Annotated in this window: 19 protein-coding genes and 4 pseudogenes; 5 read left to right on the top strand and 18 right to left on the bottom strand. The window is 70.9% G+C overall.

The annotated features are described in order from the left end of the window. Nucleotides 1–5: 5 nt before the first annotated feature. The 3 genes and pseudogenes from ABD339_RS22555 to ABD339_RS22545 form a co-directional block, all read right to left on the bottom strand. Nucleotides 6–367, bottom strand: a pseudogene (locus ABD339_RS22555) (type II toxin-antitoxin system death-on-curing family toxin). Continuing rightward, on the bottom strand, nt 364–558 hold the full coding sequence (locus tag ABD339_RS22550; protein WP_344568230.1) for a hypothetical protein: 195 nt from the start codon (nt 556–558) through the stop codon (nt 364–366). Before ABD339_RS22550 ends, ABD339_RS22555 begins: the two are co-directional and overlap by 4 nt. 263 nt (nt 559–821) lie before the next feature. Continuing rightward, on the bottom strand, nt 822–1,778 hold the full coding sequence (locus ABD339_RS22545; protein WP_344568229.1) for a LysR family transcriptional regulator: 957 nt from the start codon (nt 1,776–1,778) through the stop codon (nt 822–824). Nucleotides 1,779–1,889: 111 nt separating this feature from the next. Here ABD339_RS22545 and ABD339_RS22540 point away from each other — a divergent pair, with 111 nt between their 5' ends. Further along, the gene (locus ABD339_RS22540) at nt 1,890–2,888 is read left to right on the top strand and encodes an alpha/beta fold hydrolase (RefSeq protein WP_344568228.1); all 999 of its coding nucleotides are present in this window, start codon (nt 1,890–1,892) and stop codon (nt 2,886–2,888) included. Further along, a complete protein-coding gene (locus tag ABD339_RS22535) occupies nt 2,885–4,309 on the top strand; it encodes an MFS transporter (RefSeq protein ID WP_344568227.1) in 1,425 nt (474 codons plus the stop codon). The genes ABD339_RS22540 and ABD339_RS22535 overlap by 4 nt, the downstream gene beginning before the upstream one ends. Before the next feature lie 237 nt (nt 4,310–4,546). Here the strand turns inward: ABD339_RS22535 and ABD339_RS22530 are convergent, their stop codons facing one another. From ABD339_RS22530 to ABD339_RS22500, 7 genes and pseudogenes are all read right to left on the bottom strand, one after another. Continuing rightward, nucleotides 4,547–5,419: an alpha/beta fold hydrolase gene (locus ABD339_RS22530; protein WP_344568226.1), complete on the bottom strand. Its 873-nt coding sequence runs from the start codon at nt 5,417–5,419 to the stop codon at nt 4,547–4,549. A 21-nt stretch (nt 5,420–5,440) separates the two neighbouring features. Further along, nucleotides 5,441–6,658: a beta-ketoacyl-[acyl-carrier-protein] synthase family protein gene (locus tag ABD339_RS22525; protein ID WP_344568225.1), complete on the bottom strand. Its 1,218-nt coding sequence runs from the start codon at nt 6,656–6,658 to the stop codon at nt 5,441–5,443. Continuing rightward, on the bottom strand, nt 6,655–6,894 hold the full coding sequence (locus tag ABD339_RS22520; RefSeq protein WP_344568224.1) for an acyl carrier protein: 240 nt from the start codon (nt 6,892–6,894) through the stop codon (nt 6,655–6,657). The genes ABD339_RS22525 and ABD339_RS22520 overlap by 4 nt, the downstream gene beginning before the upstream one ends. Then, entirely contained in the window at nt 6,891–7,865 is a 975-nt protein-coding gene (locus tag ABD339_RS22515) for a beta-ketoacyl-ACP synthase III (protein WP_344568223.1), read from the bottom strand. The genes ABD339_RS22520 and ABD339_RS22515 overlap by 4 nt, the downstream gene beginning before the upstream one ends. Then, nucleotides 7,862–9,616 carry an acyl-CoA dehydrogenase family protein gene (locus ABD339_RS22510; RefSeq protein WP_344568222.1) on the bottom strand — a complete coding sequence of 585 codons (1,755 nt, stop codon included), beginning with the start codon at nt 9,614–9,616 and terminating at the stop codon, nt 7,862–7,864. The genes ABD339_RS22515 and ABD339_RS22510 overlap by 4 nt, the downstream gene beginning before the upstream one ends. A gap of 28 nt (nt 9,617–9,644) precedes the next feature. Beyond that, entirely contained in the window at nt 9,645–10,691 is a 1,047-nt protein-coding gene (locus ABD339_RS22505) for a zinc-dependent alcohol dehydrogenase (protein ID WP_344568221.1), read from the bottom strand. 907 nt (nt 10,692–11,598) lie between these two features. Next, nucleotides 11,599–11,778: pseudogene (locus ABD339_RS22500) on the bottom strand (VOC family protein); the annotation flags it as partial. On the opposite strand from ABD339_RS22500, the pseudogene ABD339_RS22495 reads away from it, so the two are divergent. After that, nucleotides 11,778–12,005, top strand: a pseudogene (locus ABD339_RS22495) (SbtR family transcriptional regulator); the annotation flags it as partial. The pseudogenes ABD339_RS22500 and ABD339_RS22495 sit on opposite strands and share 1 nt — an antisense overlap. A 41-nt stretch (nt 12,006–12,046) precedes the next feature. Here the strand turns inward: ABD339_RS22495 and ABD339_RS22490 are convergent. The 3 genes and pseudogenes from ABD339_RS22490 to ABD339_RS22480 all read right to left on the bottom strand — a co-directional run. Beyond that, a pseudogene (locus tag ABD339_RS22490) lies at nt 12,047–12,376 on the bottom strand (DUF4158 domain-containing protein); the annotation flags it as partial. Nucleotides 12,377–12,888: 512 nt separating this feature from the next. Continuing rightward, a complete protein-coding gene (locus ABD339_RS22485) occupies nt 12,889–14,232 on the bottom strand; it encodes a class I SAM-dependent RNA methyltransferase (protein ID WP_344568220.1) in 1,344 nt (447 codons plus the stop codon). A gap of 182 nt (nt 14,233–14,414) precedes the next feature. Continuing rightward, a complete protein-coding gene (locus ABD339_RS22480; RefSeq protein ID WP_344568219.1) occupies nt 14,415–16,562 on the bottom strand; it encodes an APC family permease in 2,148 nt (715 codons plus the stop codon). A 70-nt stretch (nt 16,563–16,632) separates the two neighbouring features. On the opposite strand from ABD339_RS22480, the gene ABD339_RS22475 reads away from it, so the two are divergent. Together ABD339_RS22475 and ABD339_RS22470 are read left to right on the top strand one after the other, a co-directional pair. Next, nucleotides 16,633–17,301, top strand: a complete 669-nt coding sequence (locus ABD339_RS22475) for a potassium channel family protein (RefSeq protein WP_344568218.1) — start codon at nt 16,633–16,635, stop codon at nt 17,299–17,301. Next, the gene (locus tag ABD339_RS22470) at nt 17,298–17,960 is read left to right on the top strand and encodes a potassium channel family protein (protein WP_344568217.1); all 663 of its coding nucleotides are present in this window, start codon (nt 17,298–17,300) and stop codon (nt 17,958–17,960) included. Before ABD339_RS22475 ends, ABD339_RS22470 begins: the two co-directional genes overlap by 4 nt. Nucleotides 17,961–17,986: 26 nt before the next feature. Here ABD339_RS22470 and ABD339_RS22465 read toward each other — a convergent pair whose 3' ends face one another. The 5 genes from ABD339_RS22465 to ABD339_RS22445 all read right to left on the bottom strand — a co-directional run bounded on the left by ABD339_RS22465 (nt 17,987) and on the right by ABD339_RS22445 (nt 23,886). Continuing rightward, nucleotides 17,987–19,048, bottom strand: coding sequence for a DUF3048 domain-containing protein (locus tag ABD339_RS22465; protein ID WP_344568216.1), 1,062 nt, complete (start codon nt 19,046–19,048; stop codon nt 17,987–17,989). A 152-nt stretch (nt 19,049–19,200) separates the two neighbouring features. Then, nucleotides 19,201–20,031, bottom strand: coding sequence for a DUF3159 domain-containing protein (locus ABD339_RS22460; RefSeq protein ID WP_425576061.1), 831 nt, complete (start codon nt 20,029–20,031; stop codon nt 19,201–19,203). Between the two features lie 3 nt (nt 20,032–20,034). Further along, nucleotides 20,035–20,439 (bottom strand): OB-fold nucleic acid binding domain-containing protein, encoded by a 405-nt coding sequence (locus ABD339_RS22455; RefSeq protein ID WP_344568215.1) that lies wholly within the window; start codon nt 20,437–20,439, stop codon nt 20,035–20,037. A 120-nt stretch (nt 20,440–20,559) separates the two neighbouring features. Further along, nucleotides 20,560–21,246 carry a response regulator gene (locus tag ABD339_RS22450; RefSeq protein WP_344568214.1) on the bottom strand — a complete coding sequence of 229 codons (687 nt, stop codon included), beginning with the start codon at nt 21,244–21,246 and terminating at the stop codon, nt 20,560–20,562. A gap of 33 nt (nt 21,247–21,279) precedes the next feature. Then, nucleotides 21,280–23,886: an ATP-binding protein gene (locus ABD339_RS22445; protein ID WP_344568213.1), complete on the bottom strand. Its 2,607-nt coding sequence runs from the start codon at nt 23,884–23,886 to the stop codon at nt 21,280–21,282. Nucleotides 23,887–24,135: the final 249 nt, after the last annotated feature.

The following is a 24,135-nucleotide window of genomic DNA, read 5'->3' as shown; positions in this document are numbered from 1 at the left end:
AGTCGCTAGGCAATGGCCGGTACATCGATGTTGTCCTGCGCGACTTCCTCGACGAGCGGACCGGCGACGGAGACGTGCGGCGGGGCGATGGCGCGCTGACGCCGTTGAACCGCAGGAAGACGCGTGTGGCGAGCCAGGCAGTGCGCTTGTTGCCGTCGATCAGCGCGCGATTGCGGGCAACGGAGTGCAGCAGGGCCGCCGCCTTCTCGTGCGGCGTGGGATACAGCTCGGCCCCGAACACGTTGGTCCGGGGCCGCTCGATCGCTGAGACCAGAAGTCCCATGTCACGCACGCTGTGCTCGGTGCCGTTGACCGCGCGGGCGATGGCCGGGGTCTCGTCGAGCTGGATGTAGCGGACTTCGGTCACTTCAGGTAGTCCAGGATCTCCGCGTCGCTGTCCATCAGCTCGGCCAGGACATCATCCACCTTCAGCTCGGCCCGGTCCTGAGCGTCACGGATGGCCTCGATGGCGAGTTCCTGCTTGCTGCGGCCCTCGCGACGGGCACGCTCGGTGAGCTTCACGTCAAGGTCGTCAGGGAGTCGCGGTGTCATCGCCATGCGGCGATGACACCGGGCTGGTATCCGGGCAGCGAGGCTTACCAATGGCTGGAAACCTCGTAGCAGCACACCGGCGACCCGGCGACCCCTTCCGTACCGCCCGGAGGCGAGCTGCCGGACGGCTGGGACGTCAAGTGCGCGTCACACCCTTCAGCAGCCTTCGGCCGTCGCCGGTGGGGCGAGCCGAGGGGTTGCCGGACCGGTCGAGGACCAGGGCGCCGTCACGCATCACGCGTCCCGCATCACGCGTCCCGCATCACGCATCACGCATCAGGACCCCGGCGCGGTTCTCGTGCGTGGCCCAGCCGCCGGTCGAGTGCGGCACCGGCGTCGGGGCAGTTTCTGCGGACGGTGTCGAGGAAGGCGTCCAGCGCCGGGGAGCGGTCCCGGTCGGCGAAGGACAGGACCAGGTCGGGCAGTGCCGTCTTCGGGGTCACCTCGCAGAACCGGATTCCCGGTCGCGGGGCCGACCGCATACGAGAGGGGCCGAGGCCCACGCCGACCCCGCAGGCCGCCAGGCCCATGATCGTGTGCACGTCCCTGGCCACGGTGGCGCCGTCCAGCGCGGCGGCGCCCTCGCCCAGCAGGACGCGCAGCCCGGTGGCGATGGCGGGCTCGTCCTCCCCGGCGGCCACGATCAGCGGCTGCCGTCGCAGTTGGTCCACGCTCACCGACGCCTGGCCCGCATAGGGGTGGGCGCTGCCGACCACGGCGATCAAGTGGTCGTGCCCGACCGGGACGGACACCAGATGCTCGGCCCCGGCGCCCCGAGGCGGTCCGAGGGTGACGGCCATGTCCAGTTCTCCCGCGAGGAGAGCGGCGGTGCTGCGGCGAGATGCCATCTCGTGCAGTTCCAGCCGTACGTCGGGCCGCTCGCGGCCGAATCGGCCCAGGACGTCGGGGAGGGGGTCGAGCAGCGCCGAGGCGATGAACCCCAGCCGCAGTCGCCCCGTCTCGCCACGTGCCGCCCGGTCGGCGTCCACCGAGGCCGCCGCCATCTCCTCCAGTGCCCGCCGCGCCCGGGCGAGGAACGCCTCGCCGGCGGCGGTCGGGAACACGCCCTGCCGCGTCCGGTCGAACAGCCGCGCCCCGGTCTCGCGCTCCAGGTCGGCGATCTGTTTGGACAGCGGGGGCTGCGCGATGCCCAGCGCGCGGGCTGCCCGGCCGAAGTGTCCGTGCTCGGCGAGGGCGAGCGCGTATCTCAGATGCCGTGCTTCCACCGTCGCTCCGTCCGTACCCGCGAAGTTCCGCCCATACATGCAAGGTATCGCCACCCACTGTTCCATATCTTGCTCTGGATCGTTCGGTCGTCACCGGCTGGGATGGGAGTCATGCAGCCCCCACTGAACAGTGCGAACACCGAACACACCGCGAGGAACGGATCCATCGCAAGCTCCGAAACCGCCGCGAGGACCGAACCCGTCGCGAGCACCGAAGACGCCGCGAGCACCGACAGCGCCGCGGGCATCGACGTCGCCGCCGACCGCGCGGACACCGAGCTGACCGGCACCGTCTTCGTCCTGGTCCACGGTGCCTGGCACGGCTCATGGCAGTGGGCGGCGACGCAGCGGGCGCTCGCCGGTCTCGGTGCCGCGAGCGTTGCCGTGGACCTGCCCGGGCACGGCTTCGGCGCTCCCCTGCCCAGCGGGTACCTGCTGCCCGACCGTTCCGGTCTGCTGACCGAGCGGTCGCAGCTCGCCGACGTGACGATGGACGACTGCGCCGATGCCGTCCTGGACACGCTGCGCCGGGTCCGCCGCTACGGCCGTGTCGTGCTCGTCGCGCACAGCGCGGGCGGCGGCCCCGCGTCGCTGGCCGCGGAGCGCGCGCCCGAACTGGTGGACCGCGTCGTCTACCTCTCCGCGTTCGTCCCCGCCGGCCGTCCCCGGTTCTTCGACTACCTGAGCGCGCCCGAGAATGCCACCGCACGAGGACAGGGCCTCAATCTCGGTGATCCCGGGGAGCTGGGCGCGGTACGGATCGACCCGCTCTCGCCGGACCCCGCCTACGTCGAGGAGCTGCGGCAGACCCACTACCACGACACGCGCGCCGACCGCTTCGACCGCTGGCGTATCGCGCTGAGCCCCGATCTGCCGCTGGCGATACCGGCGACCCCGGTGGACCTGACCCCGGCACGGTGGGGCCGCATCCCCCGGACCTTCGTACGCTGCGCGGATGACCGGGCGCTGCCGACGGCCGCGCAGGACCTGATGATCGCGGAGGCGGACCGGGCCATGCCGGGCGAGCCGTTCACCGTCCGTACCCTGCCGGGCAGCCACAGCCCGTTCGCCGCCCGCCCGCAGGAACTCGCCGAGGCCCTGGTCCGGTGAGCGGCCGCCGCTTCCTGCTGCCGGTGGTGCTGAGCGCGACCTTCGTGCAGCTGCTCAACGTCACGGTCGCGCAGATCGCCGCTCCGGCCCTCCAGGCGGGTCTGGGCGCGGGCCCCGGCGCGGTGCAGCTCGTACTGGCCGGGTACACCCTGGCGTACGCGTGCCTGCTCATCACCGCCGCCCGGCTCGGTGACCGCTACGGCTACCGGCGGCTTTTCGTGCTGGGCACCGCGCTCTTCACTGTCGGCTCGGTGGCCTGCGCCGCCGCGCCCGGCGCCGGATGGCTGATCGCGGCCCGGCTGGTGCAGGGTGCGGGCAGTGGCCTGGTCGCCCCGCAGGTGCTCTCCCTCATCCGTACCGGCGTTTGTGCGGAACGCCGCCCGCGAGCCCTCGCCCTGTACGGCGCCACGATGGGCGTGGCCTCACTGGCCGGGCCGCTCATCGGCGGGCTGCTCGTGGGCGCCGACCTCTTCGGCCTCGGCTGGCGCGCGATCTTCCTGGTCACGGTCCCGGTGGCACTCGTCTCGCTGGCCGGGGCGGCCCTGCTGCCTCCCTCGCACGGTACGGGCGGACAGCGGGTGGACGGGGTCGGGGCGGCGCTGGCCACCACCGGCTTCGCCACGCTGGTCCTGCCGTGCGCGCTGGGCCGGGAGGCGGGCTGGCCCTGGTGGACGTGGGTCTCCTTCGCCGTGGCCGCGGCGGCCCTCACCTGCTTCGTCCTCACCCTCCGGCACCGGCCGGACCCCCTGGTCCACCCGTCGGTCCTGCGGGACGGGACCGCGCGGTGGGGCGTACTGCTGGTGTTCGTCTTCAACGCCGGGGTCCCGTCGTTCACGTATCTGCTGTTCCTGCATCTGCAGTCCGCTCTCGGGTATTCGGCGCTGTCCGCCGCGCTGGTGTCGGCGCCGTTCGCCGCCGCGGCCGTGGTGGGCAGCCGTGCCGCCCCGGGCCTCTCCCGCCGGCTGGGCCCGACCGCGCTGACTGCACCCGCGCTCGTCCTCGCGGGCACGGCCGTGGCGCTCGCGACGCTCATCGGCACAGGGCCCGGGCGCCGGGCGGCCTTGCCGGTACTGGCGGCCGGAGGCGCCGCGTTCGGCCTCTTCACGGCCGCGGTGTTCACCCTGGTACTGGCGGGCGTGCGGGGCACCGCCGCGAGTTCGGTGTCCGGGCTGCTGCCTACGGCCCAGCAGCTCGGCGGCTCGATCGGGGTGACGCTGGCGGGGCTGGTCTACTTCGCGCCGGCCGACCGTGCGGACTCGGCGTTCGCCCACGCCATGGCTTACGAGGCCGCGGTCTTCCTGCTCACGGCGCTGATCGCCCTCCGGCTGCGGCGGACCGGTCCCGGGCCGGAGCGATCCGGGCCGGGCCCCACCTCCCGAACGCACGGGCAGACCGCTCGACACGGCACCCTGCGCCGCTGACAGTGCTGACAGCGAGCATGCTCATGAGCGTCTCCCGGCGCGATCCGCTCCGCTCACCCGGGCGATGGCTGCCGCCCCCGACCGCTCGGCAGAAGAGGACGGGGCGGCGCAGCCCGCACGGCCGCCACTCGATCGGAACTCGCGTACGGCAGCCCTCCGACGCAGGTGTGGCTCCCGAGGTGTGCGGGCCGAGGAGCGGCACGCGGGCTGCCCGTGTCCGGCAGGGGGCGGGTCCGGTCAGGCTCCCAGGAAGGCTTCCAGGCGGGTGAGTACCTGGTCCGGCTGCTCCTCCATCGGGAAGTGGCCGCACTCGCCGACAGCCTCCCCGGTCACGTCCTCGGCGTAGGTGCGCCAGATGTCCAGTACCGGAAGTGTCCCGGCGAGTCCGTCTGCTCCCCAGAGGACCAGAGTCGGCATGGTCAGCCGCCGGCCGGCCTCCGCGTCGGCGTCGTCGGCGGCCAGATCCGTGGTGAACGCGGCTCGGTAATCGTCGAATCCGGCACGCATGGCGCCTGCGCGACGGTAACTCTCGGCGTAGTGCTCGATGTCCGCGGGGCCAAGGGCGTGACGCTGGACGAGACCGCGGTCGAGCATGAACCGGACATACTCTGCCTCTTTGCCCTCCGTCAGGAACTCGGGCAGATCCGGTACGAGGTGGAAGAGCCAGTGCCAGTACGTGGCAGCCGTCCGGGCATCCATCCGGCGCCACATCTCGCGTGTCGGGATGATGCTGAGCAGCGCGAGCCGGCGGACCTCCGCAGGCCGGTCCAGGGCCCAACGATGGGCCACCCGGGCTCCCCGGTCGTGCCCGACCACGCTCGCCTGGTCGAAGCCCAGCCGGTTCATCAGGAGGCTCATGTCGCGTGCCATGGTGCGCTTGTCATAGCCGTCCCGGGGGCGGCCGGACTGTCCGTATCCCCGCAGGTCAGGGGCGACGACCGTGTACCGGCGGGCCAGCGCGGGCAGCACATGCCGCCAGCAGTGCCCCGTCTCCGGCCAGCCGTGCAGCAGCAGGACCAACGGCCCCTCGCCGGCGCGGCGCAGATGGATCCGGACACCGTCCACCAGCACGGAGTCCTCGTGGACGGGAACAGGGGTGGGGATGGGCACAGTGGGGCTCCTTCGTACCACTCAGCGCGCGAGGACCAGTACGGCGTTCTGACCGCCGAAGCCGAACGAGTTGCTCACCGCAAGCTCCATCGGGTGCGGCAGCGGTCGCCCGGCCACGACATTTGCCCTGATCGCCGGATCGGGGGTGGTCAGATTCGCCGTGGCGGGGATCTTCTGTTCGCGTAGCGTCCGCAGGGTGAGGATGGCCTCCATCGCCCCGGCGGCGCCCAGGAGATGGCCCATCACCCCCTTGGCGGAGGTGACCGGAGGATCTCCGGGCAGCACGCGCCGGAGCATCTCTGTCTCCAACCGGTCGTTCTGCGGCGTGGACGTGCCGTGCGCGTTGACGTGATCCACGTCCCCGGGCGCGGCGTCCGCGTCGGCCAGCGCCTGGCGCAGGGCGCCCTCCATGCCCTGGCCCTGGGGGTCGGGGGCTGTCACGTGATGGGCGTCGGCGGTGCTGCCGCAGCCCACGATCCGGCCGTGGACCCGGGCCCCGCGCGCCGCGGCGTCGGAGAGCCGTTCGAGGACGAGAACCCCGGCGCCTTCCCCTGCCACGAACCCGTCCCGGTGCAGGTCGAAGGGGCGGGAGGCGGTCGCCGGGTCGGTGTGCCGGGACAGCGCGCCCATCTGCGCGAACGCGGCCATGGTGACGGAGGTGAGAAGGGCGTCGCTGCCGCCGGTCACGACAACGTCGCACCGCCCGAGTTGCAGGAGATCGCAGGCCGTCTGGATGGCGGTCGCCGCGGAGGCGCACGCGGTGGACACCGTGAGGTTCGGGCCCCGGGCACCGAGGTCGATTCCGAGCTGGCCGGCGACCATGTTGGGCAGGTGCATCGGCAGGGTCAACGGCGAGACCCGGTGCGGCCCCTCATCGAGCAGCGTCCGGTGCTGCGCCTCGAACGTGCCTGCTCCACCGCCTGCCGTGCCGAACGCCACACCCGTGCGGGCACCGTCCCAGGTGCCGGGGTCAAGGCCCGCGTCGGCCACTGCCTCCCGGGCGGCGAGCAGGGCGAACTGCGAACTCCGGTCGAGCCGGTGGGCCTGCCGTGCCCCGAGGGCGCGGTCGGCGTCGAAGGCGGGCACCCGGCAGGAGATCCGTACCGGAAGGCCCGCCAGCGCCTCGTCCTGCGCGGCCGTTGCCGTGCCGGCCAGCGCCGCCTGCCAGTTCGCCTCCACACCGATGCCCCCGGGCCCCACCAGACCCATGCCGGTCACCGCGATCGCGGAGCGCGTCACCGGCCGGCCCCGGTGCGCTGCTCGACGAGGGTGACCAGTCCGGCAATGTTCTCCGAGGCCAGTATCTCCTCGTCCCTGAACGTCTCGCCGTAGATCTGCTCCAGTTCCATGGAGAGTTCGACGGCGCTCAGCGAGTCGAGTTCGATCTGGTTCAAGGTGGCCTTCTCCGTGATGACATCGGCCGGGATCTTGATCCGGTCGATGAGGATGCCCCTGATCGTCTCGTAGGTGTTCATGAGGTCGCTCCTTGAGGTGTTGATGGCCAGATGAGGGTGGTGGCGCCCCAGGTGAGACCGCCGCCGAAGGCGGCCACCAGCACTTTGTGGCCTGCGGTGAGGGTTCCGTCAGCGACGGCGTCGGCCAGCAGCAGGGGAATGGAGGACGCCCCGGTGTTGCCGCAGTGGCCGATGTTCGTGAGCATGCGCTCGTCCGGCAGTTCCAGCTCGTAGGACATGGCTTTGAGAATGCGGTCGTTGGCCTGGTGGGCAGCGACCCGGTCGAGATCCGACAGCGTCCAGCCCGCGGAAGCGGTTGCCGACCGGGCGGCGTCGGCCATCCGCCGCACCGCGTGCCGAAACGTCTCGCGGCCCCGCATGCGGAAGTGGGCTTCGGGAGCGGGGACCTGGATGAGATCGCTCAGGCTGCCATCGCTGCCGAGCACCACCGGGCCGAGCGCGCCCGCCTCGTCCGGTTCACCCGCCCGCAGCACGCAGGCTCCGGCGCCATCGCCGAAGATCACGGCTGTGTCGCGGTCGTACGGGTCGATGATCGAGGAGTACCGTTCAGCGGCGATCACCAGGACACGGCGGGCGCTGCGAGCGGCTATCAGTCCTGCCGCGGTGGCCAGGGCGTAGACAAAGCCGCTGCAGACAGCCGCCACGTCGAAGGCGGCCACTTCCCCGAGACCAAGGCGGTGCGCCACCTCGGGGGCGGCGGCCGGCAAGGGCCGGTCCGCGGTGCTCGTCGCCAGTACGACCGCGTCCACCGAGTCGTGGCGCGCACCCTCCAGCGCCCGTCGGCCGGCCTGTACCGCCAGCTCCGTCGTCCCTGTGCCCGCGGGGGCGTGGCGGCGGCTGCCGATGCCCGTCCGGGTACGGATCCACCCCTCGTCGATGCCCAGGCGAGCGGCGAGTTCGCCGTTGGTCACCGTGACTTCGGGGTGTACCGCCGCGATGTTCTCCAGGACGGCGGAGCGGCCGGCGGTCACCGGACCACCGCGGATCCGGGTGATATCCCGGGGGTGCTGTCGTGCGCCGGGAGGCTGCCCCAGGCGTAGGTGTCCGCGGCCAGGTCGAGGGTGCGTGCCTCATAGTCGGGGTGGGCGATCGGCACGTCGAGCAGCGGCTCGGGCACGTCGAGGGCTGCGAGCAGCAGCTCGGGATCCGCCCCGAGGCGACCGCACAGGTCGGCCCGTTCCCGCATCAAGCCGGCTACGGCGGCCTGGTCGAGCAGCCCGTGCGCGAGGGCAGGGCCGACGAGTTGCAGCACGCTGTCGATGCCGTAGAGGTCGCGCAACTGCGCCTCGACGCCATGCGCGTCCGATGGCCGCCAGCGTGCGAGTACGGCCGCCGCGGTGGCGGCCTGCACGTGGGGGACGCACAGGGCGTACCGGCCGGTGTCGCGCCATTCGTCGAGCAGGCCGTGGGCGAGCGCGGCAAGGAGCACGCCCGTTCGCTCGGCCGGACACAGGGCTGATTCCGCCGGAGGACCCGGGGGTGCGCTGCGGGGCTCGCGGGCGGTGACGCGAACGCTCTCGTAGCACAGGATGGTGTTGTCGCCCGCGAAGGTGGTGTTGATCTCGAAGTCGTTGCGCATGCTCACGATTTCGTTGAAGGCGTGGAAGCCATGGCCTCCGCACAGCTCGCGCAGCTGGCCCAAAGCGGTGTTCGCCTGCCAGGTGGCCGCGGCTTTGAACCCGGAGGTGCGGCCGTAGAGGCGGCTTCGCCCCTCGACCGTGCCGTAGTCGGCGCTCGCGTCCTGGATGAGGAGTTCCATCGCCTCGCGCAGGGCGAGGGCGCGGGCCACGATCGGTGTCAGACGTTCTTGGTAGTGGGCATGCCCGATGAGGGGGCGGCGGTATGCGGTGCGGCTGGTGCTGTAGCGCACCGCGATGGCGGCGGCCCTGCGCACGGCCTGGGCTGCCGCCGCCACGGGAAAGATCCGCTCCTGGATGAACGTCTCCATACAGCGGCTGAACCGTTCATGGGGTCCGATGTCCGACTGGTAGCGGCCCTCCGGGGAGATGCGCGCCCAGGAACTCATCAGGGCGTCGGCCGGAATGCGGTAGTCCTCGAATCGGATCATGCCTGTCTGGTTGGCGACGATGCCGCCCTTCGGGTCCGCTCGCTGGATGCGGATCCCGTCGTACGGCAGGGCGCCCTCCTTCTCCCGCAGGGGGACGCGGATCCAGTGGTGTCCCTCATCGACGCCGTCCACGATCAGCCGGGCCAAGGTCATGGCCACCTCGGCGGAGAAGAGGCTGTTGCCGATCCAGCACTTGGTGGCCGCGTCATCGGGGGTGCGCAGCGTCAGAGTGCGATCGGTGTGGCTGTAGTGCGCCTCGGTGCCCAGGCGGCGCAGATCGCTGCCCCGGCCGAGTTCGGTGGCGGCGAAGGCGTAGACGGTGTCGAAGCGGTCTATCTCTTCCCGGTGCGCCGCTACTTGAGCAGGTGAGCCATGTGAGAGCAGCGCGTTCCCGGCGATCTGGTGGTCCACGATGACGGAGAGCAGCGCGAAGTCATACGCTCCGATCCACCCGAGATCCCGTACGAACTCCGCGAAGCGGTCTGCTTCCGGGCCTCCGCACCACATGCTGTTGGCCACCAGGCCACGCCGGTGCAGCAGTCGCGCACGTCGCACGGCCAATGCCATGGCCTCATCCAGCCCGAGCTCGTACCGGAGTCTGGGCTGGAAGATGTCCTCCTGCACAATCCTGGAAAAGCGCGGTTCGCTCCTCACGGATCTCTCCTTTGCTGAGCGTGGCTGGTCAGGGAAGGGTGTGCGGGTGCTGTGGATTGATGAGAACCACCTGGTGCGAACCGTGACCGGTGGTGAGCTGACTCATGACGGTGTTGACGGAGTCGTCCAGCGGGACAACCGTGGTGATGATGTCCGCCACGGGGATGCTGCGGGCCGCCAGCAAAGACAGCGCCCGTTCGAACGCGGGGCGGTTTTGTGCATAGCTGCCGATGACCGTGACTTCCTTGGTGACCAGCGGCACGGACTCCAGGCGCAGCGGATGCTCGCTCACCCCCATGGCCAGCACACGGCCGCCCGGCCGTACCAGGCGGACAGCTTCGGCCAGCGCGGTCGGCGATCCGACGCATTCGATGGCCACCGTCGGCTCGCTTCCCAACTCGGCGGTCAACTGCGCCGGATCCTCGGGCACATCGACTGCCGTGATCCCCGTACGTCGCAGCCGCTCCCGCCGCAGGGCGAGCGGTTCGGTGACAATGTGCCGGGAGTTGCCAAGGCTTTTCAAAGCATGCGCCGTCAGGTATCCGATAACGCCGCCACCGACCACCACGACTGTGTCGTCCGGACCGATGTCCGCCCGTTCGATGGCATGCAGGCAACAGGAGAGCGGCTCGGTGAGACACGCCTCCCGCAACGGAAGCGTGTCCGGCACCGGGTACACCGCATGGGCGGGCGCCAGCACTTCCTCCGCGTAGGCGCCGGGACGGGTACCGAGCCCCATGGAGGTTTCATTCCACGGTTCCACCTGGCACATCTGGTTGTCGCCGGCCTGACAGACCGCGCATTCCCCGCAGCCGTCCTTGGGCCACACCACGACCCGGTCGCCCGGTTCCCATTTCCCCTCGAGATCCGAACCTACTTCCCGGATCACACCGGAAATCTCGTGCCCCAGGACAGCGCCTTCTCCCGCGACTCCCGGCATTTCACGAAGGTGCAGATCGGAACCGCAGATCGCGCAGTACGCGACTGCGACGCGCAACCAGCCGGGTGGGAGCTCCTGCTGCGGCGATTCCGCGATATGCAAACGGCGATTCTCGTCAATTTTAAGCGCGCGCACGGCACTTTCCTCCCGCGAGAAGGACTGAGCATCGGATAACAGTTGACACACACAGGCAACTCAAGCCGTTAACCACGTTGAGCCGTACATACCTGCCCCTACATGTTCAGGGTCTGGGTTTTCCGCAAGAACGTCCCGCCACAGATGGCGCAAGTTGCGGCTGTGAGCGAAATCCTCTCGATTCGTGGACATGGCGCGTTTCCACAAAGGGATCGTGCCAGTTGAGCAGGGTTCACCCAGCGTTCCGTTCACTCGTGGTGAGGGGAATACTGGGCACCACAAGGCACACAGTTCGGGCGGACCGGTGGAAGAAATCGACGCCGAGAGGCGCGAAAGCTTCTGAGGCAGCAGTCATGATCGCTGTCCGGAAAAAATAGCAGGGCTGCGAACCAGCCACAAGAGTGTGTGATCACCAAGCAGTTGTTCGGCAGGCGCCGCAACTCTTCGCCACAGCACGCCAGCACTCGGCCGACCCGGCAAGGGCGGGGCAATTGGCGTTCGAGATTTCGTGGGAGGCGGTCTCCGTGACAGCCCGCGTTCACAGGCCGTTTGGGACGGTTGCCGCCGGGCGGAATCAACACCCTGTTGAAACCCGGTTGTGATCACCTCTGAAACGAGGTTTTCGTCGCATTGCGGGCGCCCGTTCGGCTTCTGAGCCAGTTGGCGGCTTTCCGTCACAACGTGCCGTATCCGTCCGACGGCGGCGAAGAAAGAGCCGACCAGTCCTGCCGCCTCCAGGACTTCAGGCGGCACCTCGGCCGCCCTGAAGCACGAACCGCGCCGCACCCTCACCCAGGGAAGCGGCGCCGTCGTCAACTGTTCCAGCCCCGGCATCCTCGCCGACAACCCCGGCCGCGCCGCCTGCCCTCGTTTGACGACAGGAGCGGCTCGGTGGACGGCGACCGGCTCAGGTCGAGCGCAGACAGAAAGGGTGTCCGGCCGGGCTTGCGTAGACGCGACTGCCGGTGCGGGATTCCGCGGTGACCTTGCCGGTGGGACGCAGTCGGGTGGCGCCGGCTTCGGTGGCCGTGCGGTCGGCGGTTGTGAGGTCGTCGACGCCGAAGTCGAGGTGTGTCTGCTGGGAGACCGGTCTTCGACGACGCACGCACCCGTATGGCCAACGCCCTCTCCTTGCTGCTCGACGCCGGCAGCGCGGCAGGCACCGTCCGCCACGACGTCACCGGCTCCACCCTGTTGCGCGCCCTGGGCGGCGTCTGCGGAATGCGTGCCACGGAGGGCTGGCTGGTCGAGGCCCGGCAGATCACCGCCCTCCTCTTCGACGGCCTGCGACACGGCGCCCCGCAGTCACCCTGAGCCGGGGGGCCGCGCATCGCGCGCCGCCGGCCAGGTCCTGCGATCTCCCACGCGGGCTCGTACGCCGTCTTCGGCCGCTCGGTGCACCGCTTCGCCACCGACGGGTCCTCGATGCCGAGTTGCCCGGCCAGGTGCTCGACCACTGGCCACGGCGTCTCCAGCGGGCCGTCCAGGAGGAACCGGCCGATGTAGCGCGCCGTGTGCACCTGGAGCGCGAAGCCGAGTTGGTGGTGAGAGGAGCGTCGCAGTGCGATCAGATCGCGATCGACGCCGTCCAGGAAGAATAACCGCTCCCGCTCGGGGCGGGTCGGCTCCTCGGCGAACTCCCCGTACGCCTTGACCCGCTCATCAGTCGAAAACTCCCCCGGCACGCGCGGACCGTGGCCGGCCCCGGCACCCACGCGGCGATCTTCCCGCGAACCCCGGCGGAGCCTTGAGTCGGTGCGCTGACCGACCATGATCAATCTCAGCGCCAACGGCTGTACCGATGTTCCTACCGACGCCAATTGCATCGGATGCGCATACGGCGACTTCCACCCCGGCAGCGGCGTATGACGAGCGAACAGTGGCCTGACCTGGGCCCGATACACCCCAGGCGACCACACACGGTGACACCAGGATCGGCCTCACCGAGAAATACGCGACACCTCGACTCGCGAGCCCACCAGTCCCGAGGCCGTACCACGGAGGTGCGGTAGAGACTTCCGGAACGAGCGTCACCCGAGCGTCAGGAACCTCCGAAAGAGCCTCCGAAGGCGTCGCCGACGCTGGCACCTCGCTTACGAACCCGCAGGTCAGCAAGCTACGCCGATCGATCCGCCGCGCGTACCGCTGCATGGAGGGAAACGAGTCAAGCCACCCACCCGAATAACAAAACCGCAGTTCAGGAGCCCTTCGCGACCGGTTCGAGGATCGCCACACACTCCAGATGCTGCGTCATCGGGAACAGGTCGAAAGCCCGCAGGAAGCGGGGCCGGTAGCCCGCGGCGGCGAAGTACGTGAGGTCGCGGGCGAGGGCCGCCGGGTCGCAGGCGACGTAGGCGACGCGGCGGGGGCCCAGTGCCGCGATGGACTCCACGATGCGCTTGCCCGCGCCGGTCCTGGGCGGGTCGAGGACGACGAGGTCGGCCTCGGTGATGCCGGTGCGGGGCAGCACCTGCTCGACCTTGCCGTGTTCGATCCGTACCCGGGGGAAGTCCTCCAGGTTCTTGCGGGCGTCGGCCGCCGCCCGCTTGCCGGACTCGATGCCCAGCACCGCGCCCTTCTCCCCGATCCGGTCGGCCAGCGCACCCGCGAACAGGCCGACGCCGCAGTACAGGTCGAGGGCCATCTCGCCCTTGCGCGGGGTGAGTCCGCGCATCACGGCATCCACCAGGACCTCCGCGGCACGCGGGTGGACCTGCCAGAAGCCGCCCTCGCCGACGCGCCAGGTGCGGTCGTCGGCCCGTTCGCGCACGAAGTCGCGGCCGTGCACGCGGTGTACGGCCCCGTCCTTCTCCCCGACGCGCAGCACGGACACCTCGCGGTCCAGCTCCACGATGGGCAGCCGGCCGCCGGGGCGGGGGGTGAGGATGACCTGGCGGTCGGCCGACCCGGTGGCGGCGATCGCGTCCACGGCGGCGATCTGCGGCCACTCCCGGGCCTCGATGCCCAGTTCCTCGACGCCCGGCGCGGCGATCAGGCAGCGGTCCACCGGCTCCACCTCGTGGGAGCGGTGCCGGCGCAGTCCGACCCGTCCCTCGGGATCGACAGCGAAGCCGACCCGGGTGCGCCAGGCGGGCACCTCTCCGGGGGCGACCTTGTCGCCGGGTGCGGGCTCGACGGTGCCGTCCCAGGCGACGTCCTCGGGGGTGAGCCCGGCCAGCCGGCTCAGCTGTTCGCGGAGTACGTCGCCCTTCAGCCTGCGCTGCGCTCCCGGCTTGACGTGCTGCCAGTCGCAGCCGCCGCAGCGCCCGGGGCCGGAGAAGGGGCAGGGGGCCTCGATGCGGTCCTTGGCCGGGTCCAGCACCTGTACGGCGTCGGCCCGCAGGAAGCGGGAGTCGGCGCGGCCCTCGGTCACCCGGGCGACCACCCGCTCGCCGGGCAGCGTGTGCCGGACGAACAGCACCCGGCCCTCGTCCGTACGCGCGACACAGTGGCCGCCGTGCGCGACGGGGCCGATCTCGACCTCGTACTCCTCCCCCACGAGGGAGGGGGCGAGCTGTCCTGACGCGCTGGCTTCGGGCATGACGGAGTGACTCCAGGAACGGGGGCGGCGCGGGCCCGTGCGGGCCCGGAGCGGAGGTGCGGGGTGAACCGCGGCGGGAGCCGCCGCGAACCGCAGCCGCCGAGTCTACTTCCCGCACCGGCCCTCCCCCGCCCGGCCGCCCAGCCCGGTGCGGCCGGGGCGGTCGCCGTCCGGGCCAGACCCTAGTTCTTCCGTCCCCGCGTCAGGTCCTCCGACGAGTCGCCCGCTCCCGGGGAGCGGCCGGGGGACGGGGAGCCCGGCCCCGCGCCGGTGCCCGGCTCCGTCCCCTTGCCGCTCTTGCCGTCCTTGCGGGGCGCGAGCACCGGTCCGCGGCGTACCGAGCCGGGGGCGTTCCACTGCTCGCGGCGGCGGGCCCGCTTCCTCGCCAGTTCCGAGGACTCCAGCTGGTAGGGCACGGAGGAGACCATGACGCCCGGGGTGTAGAGCAGGCGGCCCTTGAGCCGCAGCGCGCTCTGGTTGTGCAGCAGGTGCTCGTACCAGTGACCGACCACGTACTCGGGGATGAAGACGCTGACCAGGTCGCGCGGCTGTTCCTTGCGCAGCCGCTTGACGTAGTCGATGACGGGGCGGGAGATCTCGCGGTAGGGCGAGTCGAGGATGGTGAGCGGGATGTCTATGCCGCTCTCCTCCCACTCCCTGCGCAGCTGGTCGGTCTCGGCCTGGTCCACGTTGACGGTGACGGCCTCCAGGGTGTCGGAGCGCATCAGGCGGGCGTAGCGCAGGGCCCGCAGCGTGGGCTTGTGCATCTTGGAGACGAGGACGAAGGAGTGCACCCGCGAGGGGCGCACCTTGGTCCCGCCCGGGTCGTCGGAGGCCAGTTCCTCGGTGACACCGTCGTAGTGCCGGCGGATCGAGGTCATCACGGCGTAGAAGAGGGCCATGCCCACGAGGGAGACCCACGCGCCGTGAGTGAACTTCGTCACCAGGACCACCACGAGCACCAGCCCGGTGAAGAAGGCGCCGAAGGTGTTGATGGCCCGGGAGCGGATCATGTGCCGGCGGCGTGCGGGGTCGCTCTCGTCGGTCAGCAGCCGGTTCCAGTGCCGCACCATGCCGGTCTGGCTGAGCGTGAAGGACACGAAGACGCCCACGATGTACAGCTGGATCAGGCGCGTGGAGTCGGCCCCGTAGACCACCACGAGTATCGCGGCGGCCCCGGCCAGCAGCACGATGCCGTTGGAGAAGGCCAGCCGGTCGCCGCGGGTGTGCAGCTGGCGGGGCAGGTAGCGGTCCTGGGCCAGGATCGAGCCGAGCAGCGGGAAGCCGTTGTAGGCGGTGTTGGCCGCCAGGAACAGCACGAGCGCCGTCGCCGCCGCGAGGAAGACGAACGGGAAGGTGCCGTCGCCGAACACCGCTGCCGCCACCTGGGAGATGACCGGGTTCTGGGTGTAGCCGGAGCCGACCGGCTTGCCGTCCACCAGCAGGTCTCTGGCCGGGTTCTCGGCCATCTTCACGTCGGTGACGAGGGCGAGCGCGATGATGCCGCAGAACATGGTGACGGCGAGCACGCCCATCATCGCCAACGTGGTCGCCGCGTTGCGGGACTTGGGCTTGCGGAAGGCGGGCACGCCGTTGCTGATCGCCTCGACGCCGGTGAGCGCCGCGCAGCCCGAGGAGAAGGCCCGCAGCAGCAGGAAGGACAGGGCGAAGCCGGTCAGCCCGGACTGCTCGGTGTGGATGTGGTAGTCGGCGGTGGGCGCGCGCATGTGGTCGCCCAGGAGGACCCCGCGCACCACTCCCCATACGAGTAGCGCGAAGACCCCCGCGACGAAGCAGTAGGTGGGAATGGCGAAGAGCTTGCCCGACTCGCGGACCCCGCGCAGGTTCATCAGCGTCAGCAGCACGATGACGGCCACAGCGCACAGCGTCTTGTGCTCGACGACGAAGGGAATGGCCGAGCCGAGGTTCTCCACACCCGAGGAGATGGAGACGGCGACGGTCAGCACGTAGTCGACGAGCAGTGCGCTGGCGACCGTGAGGCCCGCCTTGCGGCCGAGGTTGGTGGAGGCGACCTCGTAGTCGCCCCCGCCGCTGGGGTAGGCGCGGACGTTCTGCCGGTAGGAGGCGACCACCGTGAACATCAGCACCACCACGGCCACCGCGATCCACGGGCTGAAGTGATAGGCGGAGACTCCCGCGATGGACAGGACCAGCAGCACCTCACCTGGCGCGTACGCCACGGAGGAGAGCGGGTCGGAGGCGAAGACGGGCAGCGCGACACGCTTGGGGAGAAGGGTCTCCCCGAGCTTGTCGCTCCGCAGCGCCCTCCCGAGGAGGAGTCGTTTCGGTACGTCGGTCATCCTGGACACGCAGAGGATCGTATGCGGTCAGTCATGCGATGCTGAGACGGCCCGCTTGTACGGGACGAAGGGACGGGCGTTGCACATTGTGATCATGGGCTGCGGACGAGTGGGAGCAGAGCTCGCGCAGACCTTGGAGCGACAAGGCCATACGGTCGCGGTCATCGACCAGGACCCCACCGCCTTCCGGCGTCTCGGCTCCGGTTTCGGCGGCCGTCGCGTCACGGGCGTCGGCTTCGACCAGGACACCCTGCGCGAGGCCGGGATAGAGGAGGCGGGTGCCTTCGCGGCGGTCAGCAGCGGTGACAACTCCAACATCATCGCGGCCCGGGTGGCACGGGAGATGTTCGGCACGGCACATGTGGCCGCCCGCATCTACGACCCCAAGCGGGCCGAGGTCTACCAGCGGCTCGGTATCCCCACCGTGGCGACCGTGCGCTGGACGGCCGACCAGATGCTGCGCAGGCTGCTGCCCTCCGGCTCCGAGCCGCTGTGGCGGGACCCGAGCGGCACGGTGCAGCTCGCCGAGGTGCACACCTCGCCCGCCTGGGTCGGCGAGCGCGTCAGCCGCCTCCAGGAGGATGCGGGGGTGCGCATCGCCTTCCTCACCCGGCTGGGCGAGGCGGTCCTGCCCACCTCGCGGACGGTCCTGCAAGAGGGCGATCTGGTGCATGTGATGATGCGCTGCGACGAGGTCGCGCGTGTGGAGGAAGTGTTCGCGGTGGGGCCCGAGGAGGCACGCTCGTGAGGGTTGCTATCGCCGGGGCGGGTGCCGTGGGCCGCTCCATCGCGGGCGAACTGCTGGAGAACGGCCACGAGGTCCTGCTCATCGACAAGGCGCCGACGGCCATTTCGGTCGAACGCGTGCCGCAGGCGGAGTGGCTGCTGGCCGACGCCTGCGAGATCACCTCGCTCGACGAGGCGGCGCTGGAGCGCTGCAACGTGGTGATCGCGGCCACGGGTGACGACAAGGTCAACCTCGTCGTCTCGCTGCTGGCCAAGACCGAGTACGGGGTGCCGCGCGTGGTGGCGCGGGTCAACAACCCCAAGAACGAATGGCTGTTCAACGAGTCCTGGGGCGTCGATGTGGCCGTCTCGACCCCGCGCCTGATGTCGGCGCTGGTCGAGGAGGCCGTCAGCGTGGGCGATCTGGTCCGGCTGATGCGGTTCTCGCAGGGTGACGCGAATCTCGTCGAGCTGACGCTGCCGCCGGAATCCACGCTGGCCGGCGTCCGGGTGGGCGATGTGAGCTGGCCGGAGGACACTTCGCTGGTCACCATCATCCGGGGCAACCGCGTGCTGACGCCGGACCCGGACGATGTGCTGGAGGCCGGGGACGAGTTGCTGTTCGTGGCGGCTCCGGCCCGCGAGGAACAGTTGGAGGAGTTGCTCTCGGCCCGCTCGTGAGGCGCCACGGTGCGGGCACCCCGCCCTCAGTCCTTCGGTACCAGCGCGGTCCACACCTGGCCGCGTGCGAAGGGCAGCCGGTTTCCGTCGCTGTCGGTGAAGGTGGTGCCCGCGTCCGCGGCAGGGCGTGACCAGCGCGCCCGGTACTCCTTGCCGTCCCGCAGCACCAGGGCTCTCCCCTGGCCGACGGTCTCGGTGTACGGAGTGACGCTGCCCGCGCTGTCCCGGAAGCGGGAGGCGCGGGCCGTCACGTACTGGATGACGACCGTGGCCGGGGCGAGCCGCCCGTCGCCGCGGGTGTGCGCGGGCGCGCCGTCCATCGAGACCAGCCAGCGGCGGCGCCCCGCCGACCAGTTGAAGGTGAAACGGGCCGCCGGATAGCGGACGGTGTGCTCGCCGACGCGGCGCCCGCCCTCCGGGGCCGGGCCGAAGCGGAACCCGATGTCGCGCGGCGCTGCGGCGTCCTTGGCCGCGTCCATGGCGGTGCGGGCCCGCAGGTAGAGGTTGTGCGGGGCCGGACGGGCGGGGTCGCGCTCATAGCCCTCGGGAAGCTTGCCGGGCGGGATCAGCCGCAGCGAGGCGGCCTCCAGCGTGGGCATCAGCTTCGATTGGACGCCGGAGAAGGCCAGCGCGGGTCTGCCGAATTGGCGCAGCAGCTCAAGGTCGGACTCGCGTGCGCTGCGCACCGGGCCGAGAGTGGCCGGTACCCGGGAGGCGAAGACGGCCAGGATGCGGCTGAGGCCCGCCTCGACCTCCTCCGTGTACACGAGATCGGCTTGGTCGAGGCCGGTCTGGGGGCGGGCCGGACCGACGTTGTCGATCTTCACGGCGAGTACGTGATCGCCCTTCTCGCCGCCTCCGGTGAACGGGGAGCGGTCCTGGTCCGCCGTGCTTCCGCCGCCCGCGGAGGGGGCGCAGCCGGTGACCGCGCCTGCCGTGGCGAGGGTGACGGCGGCCAGCGCGGTGCCCAGTACTGTCCTGCGGGAGGCGTACGGCGCCCCCGGAGGCCCGTCGGGGTCGGCTCCGGCCTGTCCTGCTCCGCGCCGTCCGGACTGCCCGGACTGTCCGGGCTCCGCCCTCTGTGCCATCTCGCACCCCACGCCGCCTCGTCTCCGGTCACCACCCGTCTTGTCTTCCCCGTACCCTGCCCGGGAAGCGCGGATACGGCGCGTGGTACGGGGCCGACCGGTCCGTGGGACGAGACGTCGGTTTACGGAGCCCGGAACGGAAGGGGCTCCGCTCAGCGGCGGTGGCGGCCCGCGGTGCCGGCTTCGGCGGTGGCGGCCTTCGCCGCCTCCTTCTCGGCCTTGGCGGCGTCCGCCTCGGCCTCGATCTCCGCGATGACGTTGATCGGCGCCGGGGCCTTCGCCAGGAAGATCCAGGTGAGGTAGACCGCGAGCAGGAACGGCGGGATCTTCAACGCGACCGTCACCCAGCCGAATTGCGCGGTGTTGCCCCAGAGGTAGAGCGGGAAGAGGATGGCGCACTTGGCCAGCAGGATGAAGCCCCAGGCGTAACTCGCCTTTGTGTACGCCTTCTTGCGGCCCGGGTTCCGCTTGCGCCAGGACAAGTTCTCCTTGAACACCGGCCCCAGCACCACGCCCAGCAGCGGTACGCCCGCCATCGACGTGATGAGGTAGGCCAGCGCCAGACCCAGCGTGTAGAGCATGCCCGGCAGGTAGAAGTCCTTCGCGTTGCCGGTCATCATCGCGAAGAGCACGCCGAAGCCGACCCCGAAGATCCCGCTGAAGGCGTGCTTGACGGTGTCCTTGCGCAGCAGACGGAAGACGACCATCACACCGGAGATCACCAGCGCGGTGATCGCGGCCATGCGAATGTCCTTGTTCACCGTGTACATCGCGATGAACACCAGGCCCGGCACAGTCGTCTCGACCAGGCCACGGATACCGCCGAAGGCTTCGAACAGCGCGGCCTCGGTCACGGCCCGGGACCCGGACTCCTCCGGCGTTGCTCCTTCCGCATCGGAGCCGTCGGCTCCTTCGGTCCGCTCGGCCTCATGGGCCGGGGGCACCGGCTCGTCCGGTTGCGTCCGCTTGTCGGGGAGGGTCACCCGCTACTCCTGTCCGAGGGGTCGCAGCTCGTACTTGGGGTTGAACATCACGGGACGGCCGTGGCTGGCGGTGATCCGTCCCCACACGATCAGCTTGCGGCCCGGTTCGATACCCGCGATGGAGCGGCGGCCCAGCCAGACGACGTCCAACGGGGCCGAGCCGTCGAACAGCTCGGCCTCCAGAGTGGGCACTCCGGCGCGTGGCCGCAGCGTCACGGTGCGCAGCGTACCGGTCACGCGCACCATGTCGCGGTCGCTGCACTCGGAGATCCGGGTGCAGCCCGTACCCTCGGCCTCCTCCCGCAGCTCCGCGGAGCGCAGGTCCTCCTCCGAGGAGGACAGCCGTTCAAGGAACCGCCGGAACCGCCCGTTGTTGGGGCCCCGCTGCTCTCGGGTGGCGCCAGTCATGGGGCCCAGCGTACCGCCGCCACGGCCCTCCGCCTCACCTCGCGCCGGCGACCGTCCGTTCCGCCCCGGCAACCGGCCCGCCCGGCCGCCCACCCCTGGAAACCGTCACCCCTGAACCGGTTACTTCTCGAACCGGTAACCCATTCCGGCCTCCGTCACGAAGTGGCGGGGGTGGGAGGGGTCGGATTCCAGTTTGCGGCGGAGCTGGGCCATGTAGACGCGCAGGTAGTTGGTCTCGGTGCCGTAGGAGGGGCCCCAGACCTCCTTCAGGAGCTGCTTCTGGCTCACCAGGCGGCCCGGGTTGCGCACCAGCACCTCCAGCAGGTGCCACTCGGTGGGGGTCAGGCGGACGTCCTTGCCGTGGCGATGCACCTTCTTCGCCGCGAGGTCCACGATGAAGTCGTCGGTCTCGATGACTCCCGCGTCCTCGGGCATGCCTGCGGGCGGCTCGGCCCGCCGCACGGCGGCCCGCAGCCGGGCCAGCAGTTCGTCCATGCCGAACGGCTTGGTGACGTAGTCGTCCGCCCCCGCGTCCAGCGCCTCGACCTTCTCGTCGGAGGTCTGGCGCGCGGACAGGACGAGGATCGGGACCCTGGTCCAGCCGCGGATGCCGCGGATGACGTCCACGCCGTCCATGTCGGGCAGGCCGAGGTCGAGGACGACGACGTCAGGGTGGCGGTCGGCCGCCAGCCGCAGCGCGGTGGCGCCGTCGTGTGCGGCGTCCACCTCGTACTTGCGCGCCTTGAGATTGATCACAAGGGCGCGGACGATCTGCGGCTCGTCATCGACCACGAGCACCCGGTGCATGCTGTCTTCCTCTCGATTCCGTTGTGGGCCCGCTCAGGTGCCCGCGCGCTGCCGTCGGGGCGGCGCGCCGGCCGGGCGGGCAAGGGGCTCGGCCGGTACGGGACGGCGCCCGTGGGCCGCGCGCAGGGTGAGGACCATGGTCATGCCGCCGCCGGGGGTGTCCTCGGCCTCCAGGCTGCCGCCCATGGCCTCGGCGAAGCCCCGGGCGACGGCCAGGCCGAGGCCGACTCCGGCGCCGCCCGGTGCGTCGCCGTAGCGCTGGAAGGGCTCGAAGATGCGGCCCTTGTCGCTGTCGGGCACGCCGGGTCCACGGTCGATGACCCGCACCTCGACTCGTTCGGCGAGCGCACTCGCCTTGACCAGCACCTTCTTGTCGTCGGGACTGTATTTGACCGCGTTTTCGACGAGATTGGCGACGGTGCGCTCCAGCAGGCCGGGATCCACGGCGACCAGCGGCAGCACCTCGGCGACAGCCAGCCGCACGCTGCCCTCGGGGACGCCGCCGAGCGCCTTGGGGACGACCTCCTCCAGGCTGATGTCGCGAATGAGCGGGGCGACGGTGCCGGTCTGGAGGCGGGACATGTCCAGCAGGTTGCCGACGAGGTTGTCGAGCTTGTCGGCGCCCTCCTCGATGGCGCTCAGCAGTTCGGCCTCGTCCTCGGCCGACCACTGCACATCGTCCGAGCGCAGCGAGGAGACCGACGCCTTGATGGCGGCGAGCGGGGTGCGCAGATCGTGGGAGACGGCGGCCAGGAGCGCGGTGCGGATGTGGTTGCCCTCGGCCAGCTCGCGCGCCTGTTCGGCCTCGCCGAGCAGGCGCTGCCGGTCGAGCACGCCGACGGCCTGTGCGGCGAAGGCGGCCAGCACCCTGCGGTCCTCGGCGGGCAGCACCCGGCCGCACAGCACCAGCATCATGTTGTCGCCGATGGGCATGTCCACATCGCCGTCCTCGGGCGTCAGCGGGCGCTTGCCGCCCTCGGCGGCGCCGACGCTCCCCGCGCAGGTCCACGGGGCCCGCTCGTCCGCGCGCTCCAGCAGGGCGACGGACTCCATGCCGAAGGTCTCGCGGACGCGGTCCAGCAGCGCGTCGAGGCTGTCCTCGCCGCGCAGCACGCTGCCCGCGAGCATGGACAAGATCTCCGACTCGGCACGCAGCCTGGCCGCCTGGTGCGTGCGGCGGGCCGCCAGATCGACCACCGAGGCGACCGCGACGGCGACGCCGAAGAAGACGGCGAGGGAGACCACGTTGCGCAGGCTGCTGATGGTCCAGGTGTGGATGGGCGCGGTGAAGTAGTAGTTCAGCAGCCCCGAGCCCACGGCGGCCGAGGCCAGCGCGGGCAGCAGCCCGCCCACGAGCCCGGCGGCGACGGTCAGCACCAGGAAGAGCAGCACATCGTTGGCGAAGCCCACATCCGGGTCGAACGCCAGCATCGCGAAGGTGAGCAGGGCCGGGGCGCCGAAGGCGGTCAGCCAGCCGGCGATGATCCGGGAGCGGCCCAGCCGCCCGGAGCGGGCGACGGGCAGTCCGCGGCCCTTGGCGACCTCGTCGTGGGTGACGATGTGGACGTCCAGGTCGGGCCCCGAATCACGGGCGACGGTGGTGCCGACACCGGGGCCGAAGATGTACTGCCAGGACTTGCGGCGGGAGGAGCCCAGCACGATCTGGGTGGCGTTGACACCCCGCGCGAAGTCCAGCAGGGCCTCGGGGATGTCGTCGCCTATGACGTGGTGGTAGGTGCCGCCCAGGTCTTCGACGAGGGTGCGCTGGACGGCCAGTTCCTTGGGGGAGGCCGAGGTGAGGCCGTCGGCGCGGGCGATGTAGACGGCGAGGATCTCGCTTCCCGAGCCCTTGGCGGCCATGCGGGCCGCGCGGCGGATGAGGGTGCCGCCCTCAGGGCCGCCGGTGAGGCCGACGACGATGCGCTCGCGGGCCTGCCAGGTGGAGCGTATGCGGTGCTCGGAGCGGTATTGCTGGAGGTATTCGTCCACCCGGTCGGCGGTCCACAGCAGCGCCAGCTCGCGCAGCGCGGTCAGGTTGCCGGGCCGGAAGTAGTTGGACAAGGCAGCGTCCACCCGGTCGGGCGCGTAGATGTTGCCGTGCGCCATGCGGCGGCGCAGCGCTTGTGGCGACATGTCGACCAGCTCGATCTGGTCCGCCCTGCGCACCACCTCGTCGGGCACGGTCTCTCGCTGCCGGACGCCGGTGATCGACTCCACGACGTCGCCCAGCGACTCCAGGTGCTGGATGTTGACGGTCGATACGACATCGATGCCCGCCTCCAGCAGTTCCTCGATGTCCTGCCAGCGCTTGGCGTTGCGCGAGCCGGGCGCGTTGGTGTGCGCCAGCTCGTCCACGACGGCCACGGCGGGGCGGCGCGCGAGCACCGCGTCGGTGTCCATCTCGGTGAAGACCGCGCCCCGGTGGGCCACCTCGCGGCGGGGCAGCTGCTCCAGCCCGTGGAGGAGCACCTCCGTGCGCGCGCGGTCGTGGTGCTCCACGAAGCCGACGACGACGTCCGTGCCCCGCTCGATACGGCGGTGCGCCTCGGACAGGACGGCATAGGTCTTGCCGACACCGGGTGCCGCTCCGAGATAGATGCGCAGCTTTCCGCGCCGCGACTGCGCTCCTGCTGAGGCCATGGGTCCATTGTCACCGCTGCGCGCGGGGATCCTCCGCCGGAGCGGAGGTCGGGCCGTCAGAGTTGCGTAAGTATGAGCCGCGGGAGCGTTCCGCAGAGCGCGCCGTCGCGCAGCTCGGCCACGCGCCAGCAGGCGCGGCCCCGCGGCCCGTGGAACGTGTGGCGGCGAGAGGGAGGGCCGCACACCGGGGTTTCCGCGGCCCCGCGTTGCCCTGCATGATGCTTGTGCGTCAGGTGAGAGAACAGCGTT

The organism is Streptomyces axinellae (genome assembly GCF_039532135.1).
In the GTDB taxonomy this organism is placed as follows: Bacteria; Actinomycetota; Actinomycetes; order Streptomycetales; family Streptomycetaceae; genus Streptomyces; species Streptomyces axinellae.
The sequence above is the reverse complement of the archived record's forward strand: the minus strand, read 5'-3'. Positions and strand labels throughout refer to the sequence as shown.